This is a genomic window from Streptomyces sp. NPDC019937 (assembly GCF_040631655.1).
Taxonomy (GTDB): Bacteria; Actinomycetota; Actinomycetes; order Streptomycetales; family Streptomycetaceae; genus Streptomyces.
In genome coordinates this window covers 1-15,138 of the sequence record NZ_JBEYAL010000065.1, presented here as the reverse complement: position 1 = coordinate 15,138, position 15,138 = coordinate 1, and the positions used below count along the sequence as shown (strand labels likewise).

Annotated in this window: 8 protein-coding genes; all 8 read right to left on the bottom strand. The window is 71.0% G+C overall.

From position 1 onward, the window contains the following. Positions 1-2: 2 nt before the first annotated feature. The gene (locus ABZ562_RS38295) at positions 3-1,538 is read right to left on the bottom strand and encodes a GMC family oxidoreductase (protein ID WP_361489237.1); all 1,536 of its coding nucleotides are present in this window, start codon (positions 1,536-1,538) and stop codon (positions 3-5) included. 112 nt (positions 1,539-1,650) lie between these two features. Next, a complete protein-coding gene (locus ABZ562_RS38290; protein ID WP_361489234.1) occupies positions 1,651-3,114 on the bottom strand; it encodes an FAD-dependent oxidoreductase in 1,464 nt (487 codons plus the stop codon). Positions 3,115-3,182: 68 nt separating this feature from the next. Continuing rightward, a complete protein-coding gene (locus ABZ562_RS38285) occupies positions 3,183-4,382 on the bottom strand; it encodes a DegT/DnrJ/EryC1/StrS family aminotransferase (RefSeq protein WP_361489232.1) in 1,200 nt (399 codons plus the stop codon). A gap of 39 nt (positions 4,383-4,421) precedes the next feature. Then, positions 4,422-5,087, bottom strand: coding sequence for a class I SAM-dependent methyltransferase (locus ABZ562_RS38280; RefSeq protein ID WP_361489230.1), 666 nt, complete (start codon positions 5,085-5,087; stop codon positions 4,422-4,424). A 48-nt stretch (positions 5,088-5,135) separates the two neighbouring features. Beyond that, positions 5,136-6,410: a glycosyltransferase gene (locus ABZ562_RS38275; protein ID WP_361489227.1), complete on the bottom strand. Its 1,275-nt coding sequence runs from the start codon at positions 6,408-6,410 to the stop codon at positions 5,136-5,138. A 272-nt stretch (positions 6,411-6,682) separates the two neighbouring features. Further along, the gene (locus tag ABZ562_RS38270) at positions 6,683-9,451 is read right to left on the bottom strand and encodes a BTAD domain-containing putative transcriptional regulator (RefSeq protein ID WP_361489224.1); all 2,769 of its coding nucleotides are present in this window, start codon (positions 9,449-9,451) and stop codon (positions 6,683-6,685) included. A gap of 233 nt (positions 9,452-9,684) precedes the next feature. Beyond that, a complete protein-coding gene (locus ABZ562_RS38265) occupies positions 9,685-11,670 on the bottom strand; it encodes an ABC transporter ATP-binding protein/permease (RefSeq protein WP_361489221.1) in 1,986 nt (661 codons plus the stop codon). A 267-nt stretch (positions 11,671-11,937) separates the two neighbouring features. Next, positions 11,938-15,138, bottom strand: a 3,201-nt coding sequence (locus tag ABZ562_RS38260; RefSeq protein ID WP_361489219.1) for a type I polyketide synthase, incomplete at its 5' end; no start/stop codon positions are given.

The following is a 15,138-nucleotide window of genomic DNA, read 5'->3' as shown; positions in this document are numbered from 1 at the left end:
GGTCAACAGTTTTCGCGGGCGAGCAGGGCGCTGATCGATTCCGCGGCGCGGACAGCCAGGGCCACGCTGGTCAGCGTCGGGTTGACGGCGGTGGAGGTGGGGATGACTCCGTTGCCGCCGACGTAGAGGTTCTCGAACCCCCACACGCGGGAGTACGAGTCGCAGACCGAGGTGCCGTCGTCCGCCGCGCCCATGCGGACCGTCCCCTGGTAGTGCTTGGAGCTGCCGGCCGGGAACAGTTCCGGTTCGTTGCCGGGCAGGAAGTCGCCCAGCCTGGCCGCGATCTTCTCCTGGTCGGCCCGGGCGCGTGCGATCCCCTCACGGTCGCGCTCGGTCAGCGAGTAGTGGATGGTCATCTTCGGCATCCCGTAGGCGTCGGCCTCGGTGGTGGAGAACTCCACCCGGTCGCTCGCCTGGATCTCCTTGGCCCCGTACCAGACCATGCCGACGAACAGCTCCGGATCGACGCCGTCGATCGGCGAGGTGTCCAGCGTCATGACCTGCCCGTGGCTCGTCCTGCCGGGGTCGGCGAACGGCACCCAGAACCGGCCGGTCTCCAGGTCGCGGATGTCGCCGGTGAAGTCCACCGAGCCGCGCGCCTCGATCCCGGCGGCGGGACCGTCCTTGACCTGCACGGAACTCACCGTCTTGGGCTGGTCGTTGAGGTAGCGGCCGAGCGCGTGCGGCCGGATGCCGGAGGCCCACAGCAGCTGCGGGGTGCGCAGCGCGTCCGCGGCCACCGCCACGGCTCGGGCCGCCACCTTGAACTCCGCGCCGCTGGGCAGGTGTTGCAGCACCGCACCGACGGCCCGGCCGTCCTCGAACAGCACGCGGCGGCAGATGGTGTCCGCCGCGATCCCGAACCGGCCGTCGCCACCGTGGGCGAGCGGCCCGAGGACCACGTCCGGGCCCGCCCATCGCGGCAGCGCCCCGGAGCGCGGGGTGCAGGCGAGCGGCATGGGCTGGACGTGCCTGCCGTCGGGGTAGTCGCCGTCGAACAGTTCGCTCAGCGTCTTGAGTACGAGCTGACCGCCCGCGGTGTCCTCGAAGGCATTCTGGGTGACCGAGAGGAGGTCCTCGGCCACCCCCAGCGCGGCGTCGAGTTCCTCGTCGGGAAGGAACGGGACGCGCTCGCTGTCGAGCGGACGCGGGGCGGTGCACGCCCAGTGGACACCCATGCCGCCGATGTTGCTGGACATCACCGCGGCGGGCATGCCCTCCTGTTCCGGCTGCTCCTCACGCCGTGGTGCGACCAGGTGCGTGCCGCGGTCGGCGTACTTCTTGACCAGCGCCTGGTCCTCGCCCGGCGCGGTCCGGGGATCGCGCCCCTGGGACTTGGCCTGCAACTCCCCCCGCTCCTGGGCGGGGAGGTTGCTCAGGTGCAGACCGGCTTCCTCGGTCAGGCGCGGGCCCAGGTCGGCCATGAGGATCCGCGCGGACGGGACCGCTTCGTGGACTCTGCGAGCGATGGCCGATCCCACGGGGCCGCTACCGACGACGAGCAGGTCGACTTCGGTGGGGAGTTCGGGTCGGCTCATGCTTGCGCGCTCCTTGTCCTCGTCCTGGGTGCTGAGTGCTGGGTGCTGTGTGCTGAGTGCGGTATGCCGGGCCTCGTCCTGGCCCTGGCGCTGCGCATCCGGCCGGAACGGATCAGGCCGTGGACCGGACGGCCGTGTAGTACGCGCGGATCGTCTTGAGGAACTCGGGGTTCATCCGGGCCTTGGCGAGGATCTCGGCGGGCGGCGTGTAGTCGTCGTCCACCTCGTCGGCGAACTTGGCGTAGTCGGAGCGCAGTTGGGCCTCGATGACCTTCGGCCAGGCGTTCGGGATGGTCCACTCGTCCTCGTAGCCGGTGCCGAGCAGGTGCACCACGGCGGTGTCCACGATGTCCGCACGGCTCTGCGCCTGGATCGGCGCGCGGACCGGGCTGAACGTGCCCAGGTCGTGCTCCGGCTCCTCGCCGAGCAGACGGCGGGTCATCTCCTGGGCGAGCAGCGGTGACAGGTGGAGGCCGTCGCGGTAGGTGCCGGTCATCATCCACAGGCCGTCCAGACTGGTCTCGCCGATGAGCGGGAAGCCGTCGAAGGCCACGGGGCGGTTGCCGACCTGGACCTTCGCCATGCCACTGGCGTCGAGGTCCCTGCGCAGCTGGCGCAGTGCGCAGTGCAGCAGGAAGGTGGTGTCGCGGATGCTCGGCGCGTCCGCCGGCTCCGGCTCGATCGCGTTCGTGGCGCCGAGATAGACCTCGCCGCGGCCGCGCGGCACCAGGTGCAGGCCGCAGGCGAAGGCGCGGTTCGGCGTGCGCAGCACGCTGGTCGGGGCGGGCTTGTCCGGGTCGATGCGGGCCACGACGGAGACGCCGACTCCGGCGCACAGCCGCGGTATGCGGGCGGCGACGCCGGGCACGGTGTCGAGCAGGGCCTGGGTGGCGGCGCCGGCGGCGAGCACCACCTGGCCGGCGGAGACGGTGTCGCCCGTGGTGAGCCGGACTCCGGCGATCTTGCCGCCGGAAGTCACCAGCTCCTCGCCGAACCCGGCGACCAGCACGCCGCCGGCCTTGACGTACGCGTCTTCGAGCCGCTCCAGCAGACCGTTCGCGTTCACCGCGTGCTCACCGGGTACGAACATGCCCATCAACGGGCGGGTGGTCGGGTTGGGGTCGAGCCACTCGATGTCGGCCGGGTCGATGTCCTCGTACGGCTCCTTGTACTGCTCCAGGGTCTCCCGGATGGCTGTGTAGTTGGCGGAGTCGATGCCGGGGACGCCGACGGAGTTGAGCAGCATGACCGTGCCGTCGGCGACGCGGAGGTCCTCGGTCTTCCCGGTGTCCTCGGCGAGCCCGGCGAGCCAGTCGGCCCAGAGCTTGCTCGCCTGTACGCCGAGGTCGAGCTTGGCGCGGCCCTGTTCGCTCTTGAGGAGCGTCGTGGTCACCTCGCCGAACGTGCCGAGCATGGCACCCGCAGCGGTGGAGGCGGCCCACGGCCGGTCTCCCCGGCCGAGCACGGCGACCCTGGTGCCGCGCCGGGCGAGGGTCAGGCCCAGGGACAGGCCGAGCACACCGTTGCCGACGACAAGGACTTCGAAAGTACGGCCTGCCGGGTTTTCGCTAGTCATCGCTTGAGTCTTCCCATCCTGTGAAACCGCCGCTCAGGGCATGGTTGTTCGGGGGCATCCGGTGTGTGTCAGGGCTGTCCTGCGCCGCTGCGCGGAAGTTCGGCGAGGACTTTGGCCACGCCCTCCACGACGTCATCGATCTCCTGGTCCCCGCCCAGCAGGACCTGGTGCGGGATCATGAGTCCGCGATGTCCGAGCCGCTCCGCGTTCGGGCAGCGCCGGGCGATGTCCTCGACCGCTTCGTCGCCGGTCCTGGCGGTCCAGAACGCCTCGGTGCGGTGGATCGCCGGGTTGCCGCCGAAGGCGGGGATGCCCTCCGCGAGCAGGGCGTGGGCCACGGTGTCCCGGTCCAGGCCGCCGAGTTCCCCGGGGTCCAGGACGAACATGGTCATGTAGTGCGGATTGACGGTGCACCGTTCGTCGCGCCCCTGGGGGATGACCCCGGGGATGCCGGACAGTGCCGCGGCGAGCTTCTCGTGCTGCCGCTCGCGTTGCTCCGTCTGCGCGGCGAGGCGGCCGAGCTGCACCCGGAGCACAGCCCCGGTGAGCTCGGGCATACGGAAGTTGGACGAGGCGGTGCGCAGGCTCAGGTCGCGGGCCCGGCCGCAGTTGTGGCGCGTGCGCGCCTCCTGGTAGCTCTCCTCGGTCGGCAGCAGCAGGGCGCCGCCCTCGCCGGCGGTCACGACCTTGGTCTCCTGGAAGGAGAAGGTGGCCATGGAGCCGAGCTCGCCGAGCCCCCGGCCGCGCCACCTGGCGCCGTGCGCCTGCGCCGCGTCCTGGATCACCGTGATCCCACGGGGGTCCGCCCAGGCGGTGATGGCGTCCATGTCGGCGATGTGGCCGCCGATGTGGACCGGGATGACCGCCCGGGTGCGTTCGGTCGCCACCGCTTCGAGTCCGGCGGGATCCAGGCAGAAGGTGACGGGGTCCACGTCCACCGGCACAGGGATCCCGCCACGGCGCTGGACCGCGGTGGAGGTGGCGATGAACGTGTACGCGGGCACGATCACCTCGTCACCGGGCCGCAGCCCGATGACCTCCAGCGCGAGTTCGAGAGCATGTGAACCGTTGGTCACCGCGAGCGCGGCGGGCGCGTCATGGAACTCGGCGAACTCTCTTTCGAAGAGGTCCACTTCCTTGCCGCCGTGGCGCCACCAGGACCCCTGGTCCAGCGCCCGCACCACGGCTGCGCGCTCCGAGTCGTCGAACCGCGGCCAGTCAGGAAAGGGCGCGGTGCGCACTTTCGGCCCGCCGTTCATGGCCAGCATGAGCGTTTCCTCCTCGGTGCGGTGCGACTGTCCGGGTGGTCAGACGGGGACGGTGCCGAAGGCGCCGCGGGTGCCGAAGGGGTCGAGCTGCATGTCGAGCCCGCACTCCTCCTTCCACCGCTCGGTGATCTCCTTGCCCCCGGCGCGGTTCACGTCGTCGAGCAGCACGCTCGCCCCGGGGGCGAGGAAGTCCCACAGCACCGGGACCGCGGGGTAGCGGGCCATCGTGCGCCCCCGCTCCCAGCCGGGCGGCCCGTCCACCAGCAGCAGGTCGACCAGGCCGTGCTTCTCGGTGTACGCCCCGACCTCTTCGGTGACCGTCTTGGGCGCGTACCAGTCCACGTCCTTCACCGCGGCGGGGTGCTCCTCCAGCGGCGCGTGGATGACCGTCGCCACCTCGGAGAGGCCCTCGGCGGCCAGCTGCGTGGTGACCCGGGCGGCCCACTCCCCGTCGTGCTCCAGCGACAGCATGGTGCCGTACCCACGCTGCGCCATCATCCGTGCGAACATCACCGTCGAGGTGCCGCTGCCGCACTCCAGGAGGACCTTGCGGTCCCGCAGGGCGATGTCGTCCAGCACCTTGATCATGGCGCTCGGCCGCAGTGAAACCACGGAGAACGGCAGGTACGGGCCGTTGTTCAGCAGCGGGGACAGTCGTATCCACGAGGCCAGGTCGTAGAATGCCTGCAGGAACTGCGCTTCCATCCGCCCGTCTCCAATCTTTCGTAAGGTGAATCGGCCGTGTTCCGTGTGTCAGCCGACGAGTCGTGCGAGATGGTCGACGGCGGCGTCCACCGGAGGGAGCGAGAGCATGCGCCGCTGGGCCTTACGCGCCTGCTGGGCGAACCTCGGGTCCTCCAGCAGCCGGGTGCAGGTCTCGGCGACGGCGTCCGCGTTCGCCGCGGGGACGCGTAGCCCGAGCCCGAGTTCCTCGACCCGGTTGGCGTTGTGCAGCTGGTCGCTGACCTCGGGGAGCACGGCCATCGGCACGCCGGCCCTGACCGCTTCGCGGACACTGTTGTAGCCGCCGTGGGTGAACAGCAGCTGCGCGCTCTCCAGCAGCAGCGGCTGCGGGATGCGCTCGAAGACCCGTATGTTGTCGCCGACGACGTCCTGGTTGAGCGGCATGCCACGGGTGGCGACGATCGCGGTGCAGTCCACTTCGGACAGTCCCTTGACGATCGCGTTGAGGGGGTTGGCGTCGCCCTGCATCAGGGCGTTGACCATGACGGCGGGATCGACTTGGACGCCGCCCATACCCTCGAACATGTGCCCGGCGACCAGTCCGTCGAAGAACAGGCCCAGGATGCGCGGGAACACACTGCTGGACATCACCGAGGCGAACACGTTGGTGCTGGACACCACGACCAGCGGGCGGTCGGTGGGGATGTCCTGAAGCCACTCGGGCCCGGTCTCGTCGCGGACGATGCTCGACGGCTGCTGGTAGGCGAAGGTGTCCGGGATGTCGTAGGTGCTGAAGGAGTAGTCCGGCGGCATGCAGTCGAAGCGGCCGTTGGCGTAGATGGCCTCCGGCTCGGCCCCGGCGGGCAGGCCCAGCTCCGTGCGGCGCTCGTTCAGCTCCGCCAGCACCAACTTGGGGTCCAGGTACTGCCCGCCGCCCGATGGGGCGGTGACGTGCGGGATGCCGAGCGTCTCGGCGACCAGGTAGCCGGCGAACTCGACACCGCTGCGCAGCACGATGTCCGGGCGGAACTCGTGGGCCACCTCCAGCAGTTGCCGGTAGGCGTCCGTGACGTGCGGCCCGCAGGAGGTGGCGACGAGCGTCTCGGGCGCGAACGGATCACTGGGCATCGCCTCGATCCGCTTCTCCTGCAGCAGGCGGAGCACGATCTCGGCCATGTCGGTGAACAGCGGCTTGACCCGCATCGGCTCACCGTCGAACACATCGGCCATCTCCGGCGGCGAAACCACCAGGACCTCGTGGCCCGCCTCGGCCGCCGCCCGTGCCAGGGGAAGCAGGGCACGCGCGTTCGAGGGCGACAGCGCGATGCTGCACAGAATGCGCACAACTATTCCTTTCCACGCGGGAGCGGAGTCGGCTGCCGCGGACAATCGCGGGCGAGAACGGGAGGATCACACCGCCCGAGCGCTCCGACCATCGCTATGGTCCGGCCTCTCACTCAGTGTTTTCCTGAGTATTCAGCGCGCTTTTCCGCCGCCGGTGCATCCGACGGTATGCGATTCCGCAGCGCTTACCCAGTTCCTCGTTTCCATCGTCGAGTAACCGGCATCCGAACCGTCGCTCGCCAAGGAATTCAGGCCGTCCCACGCCGGGAGATTCACGGTGCCCGGTCACTCCAGGAGACGGCACGCCGCAGCTTTTCCTCGCGCATCGAGGGGGAAACCAGCGAGTCCACCACATCGCGGATGGCCGGATACCGGAAGGCGTACCGGGTTTCCCCGGCCGGGGAACCGTGCCGAGAGCGCCGCAGGAGGTCGCGCCGCTCCAGATAGTCCAGCCACTTCGCGGCTTCCGTCCGGTCCCCGTCGCCGACGGCCGCTACACTCTCGGCGCAGAACACCCCGCCGAGCGCCGAGGCGTTGACCAGCACGGCTTTGGCATCCGGCGGCACCGTATCCACCCGGGACGCGATCACCCGGTGCAGGTATTCCGGCAGCGGCGGTACCGTCGATCCGGGCAGGGGCCGCTCCCTCAGCTCATGGGCGTACTCGACGGCGAACAGCGGGTTCCCGCCGATCCGCGTGATCAGCTCCTGCCGCAACTCGTCCGGCAGTGTGTACCCATCGCGCGCGAGCAGGGCGGCCAGCAGCCCGGCGGTGCCCTCCGCGGACAGCGGGTCCAGGGTGAGGGTGAGGGCGTCGCGCAGGCCACCGCCCCAGCCCGGCCGGGCGTCGAGCAGTTCAGGCCGGGCGGTCACCACCACGAGCATCGGCACGGTGCCCGCGGTGTCGCCCAGGCACTGGATGAAGTCCAGCACTGACGCGTCGGCGAGATGCGCGTCCTCGAAGACGACCACCAGGGGCCGTTCCGCGGCGAGTTCGGCCAAGAACCGCCGCCACACCTCACCGTCCGCCGTCAGGGCGGCCGCATCCGGGCCCTCGGACCGGAGCAGCTCCCGCAGCCGCGCCAGCATCCCTGCGCCCGTCTCACCGGTGCCGAACAGACGGTGGACCTTGTGGGCCAGCTTGTCGTCCGCCAAGGCGGCGGAGTCCCCCGGCTCGATCCCGGCAGCCGCGGCCACCATCCGCCGGAGGGGGCCCAGCGGGGCGCCCCGGTCGGAGAACGATCCGCGCCCGGTCAGCACGGTGAACTCGCCGGAGCCGCGCCCGGCCATGGCGACGAGTTCGGCGACCAGCCTGCTCTTGCCCAGGCCCGGCTCGGCGAGCACGGTCAGGAAGTGGGGACGCCGCCGTCGGCGTACATCGTCGAGCAGCCCGCGCAGCTGCTCGACCTCGCGCTCACGGCCCATCAGGGCAGGCGGCCCGTCCGCACGGGCGTGACCGGGCCGGACGACGAGGGGTTCGGATCCCCCGCCCGGCTCCTCGACCGGCTCGTACTCGACGGTGCGCTCGCTGCTCCTGCGCGTGGCCGCGCACACCCGGATGCCGCCCGGGGGCACGGTTTCCAGCAGCTCCATGCAGCTCTCCGGCACGGCGCCGCTGACCACGGGGATCGCACCGGTGCCGTCCGCCGCGCAGGTGACGAGCACCTCGCCGGTCGCCACGGCCACCCGGACCGCGGTCTCCGCGCGCGCCGGGGCCGGCGCCTGACCGGTGGGGCCTGGGCGGCCCGGTCCCCGGCAACCGAGCCGGTCTCGGATGGCCAGCCCGGCCTGCACGGCGCGGGCCGCGTCGTCCTCCCCGGTGCGGGGAACGCCGAACAGGGCGAAGGTGACAGGACCGATCACGCCGGAGACCTTGCCGCCGTGGCGTTCGATCTCCTCACGGATGGTGGCCGTGAGGCCGCCGGCCGGCTGCGCGGCGTCTTCGGGGTCGACCTGCGGGCTCCCGCCGGGATTGGTGCGCACCAGCAGCATGCTCAGCTGCTTGCGCTGCTCGGTGAGGCCGCCGCCCGACGAGGCCGGCGGGGTGGACCTCGCCGCCACGTGCCGCGCCATCCCGATGATGGCGGGCGGGGTGCCGGTCTCGGCCCGCGCCGGTCGTGGCGGGGCCGTCCGTCGGCCGGCGGTCCCGGCACCGGCCGGTGCGAGCCGGGGCGGCGGAGCGGGCGGCGGCGGCGTCCTGCGGGAGAGCTGGGCGGGCGGGCCGCCGCGCTTGGCCTCACTCTCCCGAGCGATGATCCCCAGCGCGTCGGACTGGGAGAGCACCGGGTCGTGTTCGAGGATCGCCCGCTCCATGTCACGCAGTACGCGGCCGGGCTCCAGGCCCAGCTTGTCGGCGAACGCGGTCCTCGTACGGCGGTAGAGCTCCAGCGCGTCCACCTGGCGGCCACAGCGGTAGAGGGCCAGCAGCAACTCGGCGCACAGCCGTTCCCGTACCGGCTCCGCGACGACCAGCGTCTCCAGCTCCTGCACCACCTCGTGATGTCCACCGCAAGCCAGCTCGGCCTCGAACAGGTCCTCCTGCACGGTGAGGCGCGCCTGCTGGATCGCGGTCAGCTCCGGCCAGTCCGTGCCGGCCTCGGCCAAGTCCGCCAGGACCGGGCCCTGCCACATTTCCAGCGCCACCCGGAGGGTCTTCGCCGCGGCGATCCAGGACCCGGCCGCGAGTTCGGCACGTCCCCTGTCCGCCGTCCCCTGGTAGGCGGTCAGATCCAGCGCGTCGGTGTGCACGCTGAGCAGGTAGCCGGGCGCGTGGGTCAGCAGCATCGGTGCGGGGGCAGCACCCTCGCCGGTCCCACCGCCCCCGTGGTCCGCGATGCCGGCCTCGGCGCCCTCGCCCTCGATGTCCTCGGCGGACAGCAGACCGCGCAGGCTGGAGATCGCGTTCTGCAGCATCTTCCGCGCCGTGGGCGGCGGGTTGCCCGTCCACAGCGCACGCAGCAGGGTGCTGGTCGCCACCACCTGGTTCGCGTGCAGCAGGAGGAATCCGAGTGCGGCGCGCTGTTTGATCCCGCTCAGCGCCACGGGGCCACCTCGGCCGACGACAGTCAGCGGACCCAGCACCCGGAACTTCATACCGAAATCGCTCCCGTTCCATCCGCCGTGGTGGATATCCCCACATTCCGCCGGCCGGGAATGCCCGAGAGCACGCACGCCGAGGGTGGGCGCCTGGGCCCCCGTCGGCCCGGCCAGGATGCTACGGGAGCGCTACTGGGGAAATCACCGGCTTCGACTCCGGGGCGAAGGGCGAGGGCGAGTCAGGAGGCGCGCCAGCGCAGCGACCGGTCGGCGATGGTGAGGGCGAGTGCCGTCATCACGGTCAGCACCAGGATGTCGAGGCCGAAGGTGGCATCGATGTTGTCGCTGACGCTGCGCCGGATGGCGTCCGACCCGTAGGTGGTGGGCATGACCCAGCTCAGGGCCTTCAGTGGCAGCGGCAGGGCCTTGGCCGGGATGAGCAGAGGAGCGCCGAGCAGCAGGACGAAGTTCAGGACGTAGGTGACGATCGAGATCAGCTCGATGCGGTCGATCAGGCTGCCGATGACCAGGCCGAGCGCCGCGAGCGGGAGCGCGGTCAGCGGGTAGACGATGAGGAGCATCGGCGACAGCGTCAAGTCCAGGCCGTAGAGCAGCCGCACCGCGATCAGCGAGGTCACCAGGCCCGGCGCGATGAGCAGCAGGCGGGCGGCGACGAACGCCATCACGAACGCCACCTTGCTGATCGGCAGTGAGGCGTAATACAGCATCGATCCCTCGGCCTTGATCGCACCTATCCGCTGCGCGATCGCCGTGGTGCCCAGTGCCGCGATCGCGAACACGCCGGAGCCGCTGGCGATGTACGTCAGACTCAGCTCGTCGGTCAGCCCGGAGCCGATCCGGGAGAAGCCGAACACCATCGTCAGCGGCATGAAGATGCCGAACACCATGTGCACGTGCCAGGAGGTGCGGACGGTCAGCATGTGCTCGAACCACAGGTACTTGAACGAGGTGCCGAACCGGCCGAGCCGCTCCCGCAAGGGCATCCGCCCCCGGCCCTGGGCCCGGGCCCGGGCCCGGCGGGATGTCCCGGAGGCCGGCGCCGCGGGTTCGGCGGCAGGGGGCTCGGCGGCAGGGGGCTCGGCGGCGGGGAGTTCGGCGGAGGGGAGTTCCCTGGCCGCCGGCCGGTGGCCGTTCGGCGCGGCGGCGGCCGCCGCCTTCCCCGCGTCACCGCTCTCCGCTGAGCCGCCGCCTCCCGCCGGAGTCGTCACCAGTTCCCTGGCGGCCGCGGCATCGGAGTGCTGTCTCGGGTTCAGGGTGAGGTAGACGTCTTCCAGGGTCGGGCGGGCGAAGCGGAAGTCGTCGACACGCTTCACGCCGACATCGGTGACCAGCACCTCGATCAGCGGCTGGAGCCGGTCCGTCGCCGCGGTGATCAGGTAGCTGCCGCTGCGGTTACCCTGGCTGACCTCGCCGACCGTGCTGAGCCGCGAAATCTCCTCCCGGGTGAGGCTGCCGCCGTCGCGGACGAACAGCTCCAGCCGCGCCTGCGCGCCGATCTGCTCCTTGAGTTCACCGGGCGTGCCCATCGCGGTGATCCGGCCACCGTGCATCACCGCGACCCGGTGCACGGCCTTCTCGGCCTCCAGGACGTTGTGTGTCACCAGGACGACCGTGGCGCCCTCAACGGTGCTGCGGCGCTCGATCATCTCCCAGATGAGACGCCGGTTGTGCGGATCCAGCTCATTGGTCGGCTCGTCCAGCACGATCAGCTCGGGGTGGCCCATCAGCGTCATGCCGAAGTTCACCAGGCGCATCAGCCCGCCGCTGAGCCGCTCCACCTGACGGTCGGCGTACGGGCCGAGGCCCAGCTCGTCGATCAGCGCGTCGGTCTGGCGGCGGGCGTCGGCCTCGCTCTGGCCGCGCAGCCTGCCGGTGTAGTGCAGGGCGCGACGGGTCTCGATCAGCCGCATGGAGAGCCCCGCCTGCGGCAGGAAGCCGACAGTGGATTTCACCGTCTCCGGGTAACGGGTCACATCGACGCCGTTGACCATGATCGAACCGGAGGTGGGCCGCACGAGTCCGAGCAGTTGCAACACCAGCGTCGTCTTACCGGCGCCGTTCGCGCCGAAGAGGCCGAAGACCTGCCCGCGGGGCACGCTGAAGCTCAGGCCGTCATTGGCCTTGATCAGCTCTCCGTTGCGCCCCGGATAGGCGCGTACAAGATCGCGCACCTCGACCGCTGTATCGCCACTCGTGTTGACCATGCCCCACGCCCTATCGCCTCATCGGCTCACGAACCGGGCACACGCCACTGATCCGCCGCCTACGTATCGGGTTTTCTCGTGCTCAGCGGGCCCGGCACGAACGCGTCGCGCTACCGCGAGCGAGGAATTTCCACGGCTTCGCACCCAAGCTATGCCAGGCGCGATCCTCGCGTCATTGGAACTTCTCCACTGTTCACCCAGCGAGAATGCCCGACGGCGTCGCCGAACCGTTTACCATGGGAAAGTCTCGGGTTTTTCCTGTTCTGTTCAAGATCCGCCGAGCTCCTCGTCGAGGAAGGCGAACATCTCGTCGTCGGACGCGGCGTCGAAGTCGAGCTCGGCGGAGTTCTCCTGGGCGCGCAATGTGGCCCACCGTGACCTGAGGACTTCGATCCGCCCCGCGATCTGCTTGTGCGCCGTGGCGTCCACGCTCACCTTCGCGATCGCCTGCTCCAGTTCGTCCAGCGTGGCGAGGATAGAGCCGGAGCCCGCGGGTTCCGCCGACACCAGCTGGGTGTGCAGATGAGCCGCGAGCTCGCTCGCCGTCGGGTAGTCGAGAGCCAGCGTGGCCGGAAGCCGCAACCCGGTCGCCGTGCCCAGTGCGTTGCGCAGTTCCACCGACGTCAGCGAGTCGAAACCGAGATCGCGGAAGGCGCGGGACGGATCGACCGCGGCCGCGCCGTCGTGCCCGAGTACCGCCGCGACGTGGCCGCACACCAGATCCAGCAGGGCATCGCGTTGCTCGGCCTCGTCCATTCCGGCCAGCCGCTGTACGAGGCCGGGGTCCGTGGCGGCCCGGCCTGCCGCGCGGCGGCTCCGGACCAGCCCGCGCAGTCGCGGGGGCACCTCGGCGCGGGCCCGCAGGGCGGGCAGGTCCAGTCGGACCGGCAACAGCACCGGATCCGCCATGGCCAGAGCGGCGTCGAACAGCGCCACCCCCTGCTCGGTGGACAACGCCGGGAACCCCGAGCGGTGCATCCGCTCGCGGTCGACGGCGCTCAGCTCACCGACCATGCCGTCGGCCTGCTCCCACGGCCCCCAGGCCAGCGACACACCCGGCAGACCCCGATCCCGCCGGTACCGCACCAGCGCGTCCAGGAACGCATTCCCCGCGGCGTAACTCCCCTGACCAGCACTGCCCAGCGTGCCCGCCGCGGAGGAGAACACCACGAACGCAGACAAGTCCGAGCCCTGCGTCAGCTCGTGCAGATACCACGCCGCATCCACCTTCGGACGCAACACCGCATCAACACGCCCCGGCGTCAGCGCACCGATGACGCCGTCGTCCAGCACCCCGGCGCTGTGCACGACCGCGGACACCTCATGCCCCGCCAGCACCTCGGCCAGCGCATCCCGATCGGCCACATCACACGCCACCACCTCGGCACGGGCACCCAATCCGGCGAGTTCGGCGACCAGGTCCCCGGCACCCGGCGCGGACAGTCCGCGCCGGGACAGCAGAAGCAGGTCCCGTACGCCGTGCTCGGCCACCAGGTGCCGGGCCACCACCGCACCCAGACCACCCGTACCCCCCGTGATCAGAACCGTGCCCGAACCGGACCAGGACGCGCCGGTCTCCGGTAGGGGGTCCGGGTCCGGTGTCTGCTCCGGCTCCGGCGCTTGTACTCGTACCAGCCGAGCCGTGAGGAGGTGCCCCTCACGGATCGCCAGTTCCGGCTCCGGCGTCGTCAGCGCCCGCGCCAGGACCGGGCCGGGAACGTCCGTACCGTTCAGGTCCAAGTCCAGGTCCAGCAGCGTGATCCGGTCCGGATTCTCCGTCTGCGCGGAGCGCATCAGGCCCCACGCCGCGGCCGCGGCCACATCATCGCCGGTGGTGGCGTTGCGTGTCAGCACGACGAGTCGGGATTCGGCGAACCGCTCCCCCGCCAGCCAGTCCTGCGCCAGGCGCAGGGCGTGCGACACCGTGGCGTGAACAGCTTCCACCCGCCCGGCGTCGGGCTCGGTGTTCAGCTGGACCAGCACCACGTCCGGCACCGGGTCCTCGGTCACGGCCAGCGCCGGCAGATCCGGGTACGCGTACGCCCGGACCTCGGTCCCCGCAGAGCGCAACAGCTCGGTCACGTCGTCCGCCAGGCCGACCGCGGCCACCTCGGGCGGTTCGGTCCCAACCTGCTCGGTGGCCGCGGTCCACTCCGTACGGAAGAGGGAGTGCCCGACCACCGCCGGTCCGGTACCGAGTTGTTCGGGGGTGACGGTGCGGACCACCAGACCGTCCACCGTGAAGACCCGCCGCCCCGCCGTATCGACGGCCTCGATCGTGACCGTGTCCTGCCCGGTGCGCGACAGTCGTGCCCGCACCGACGTGGCGCCGGAGGCGATCAGCGACACGCCCTCCCAGGAGAACGGCAGAGCTCCCCCTTCACCGTCCTGCGCGGCGCCGGTGAATCCGGCGACGTGCAGGACCGCGTCCAAGAGCGCGGGATGAGCGCCGAACCCGCCGATGTCGGTGTCCATGCCGATGTCGGTATCGGCCACGGCGGCGGTATCGGGGCCTTCGGGCAGGGCGACTTCGGCGAACACCTCGTCGCCGAGCCGCCACGCGGACCGCAGACCCCGGAACACCGGTCCGTAGTCGAACCCGGATTCGGCCAGCTGGGCGTAATGGTCGTCGAGGTCGATCGGTTCGGCGCTCGCCGGCGGCCAGGCGGCCGTATCGAAGCCGACGACGGATTCGACGGGGTCGTCGGTCAGCCCACCGACGGCGTGCTGCGTCCACTGCGCGCCCGAGTCGTCATCGGGCCGCGAGTGGACGGTGACAGTGCGCCGCCCGTCCTCATCCGCCGCGCCGACTCGCACCTGGATCTGCACCGCGCTTCGTTCGGACAACACCAGCGGTGCGGCCAAGGTCAGTTCTTCGACACGGCCACTCCCGACCTCGTCACCGGCCCGGATCGCCAGCTCCACGAAAGCCGTACCCGGCAGCAGGATCCGCCCCATGATCGTGTGGTCGGCCAGCCACGGATGCGAGGCCAACGACAGGCGACCGGAGAACACCACACCGTCCGAGTCGGCCAACGACACCGCCGCGCCCAGCAACGGATGCCGTGCCGAGGCCAGTCCCGCGGCCCGTACGTCCCCTGCGTCGACTGCGGTAGTGGGCCAGTAGCGCTGCCGTTGGAAGGCGTAGGTGGGCAGTTCGACCTGCCGGGCGCCGGTGCCGGTGTAGAACGCCGGCCAGTCGACGGCGATGCCGGTCACATGCAGGCGGGCGAGCGCGGTAACCACCGCGCCCTCCTCCGGACGGTCCTTACGCAGCACCGGAACAACCACGACCTCACCTGGCGCCGACTCCCGGACCAGGGCCGACAACACACCATCCGGCCCCAGCTCCAGGAACGACCCCACCCCGGCCTCCGACAACGCCCGAACACCATCGGCGAACCGCACGGTCTCCCGCACATGCCGCACCCAATACTCCGGCGAACACAACTCCCCCGCCCCGGCGAG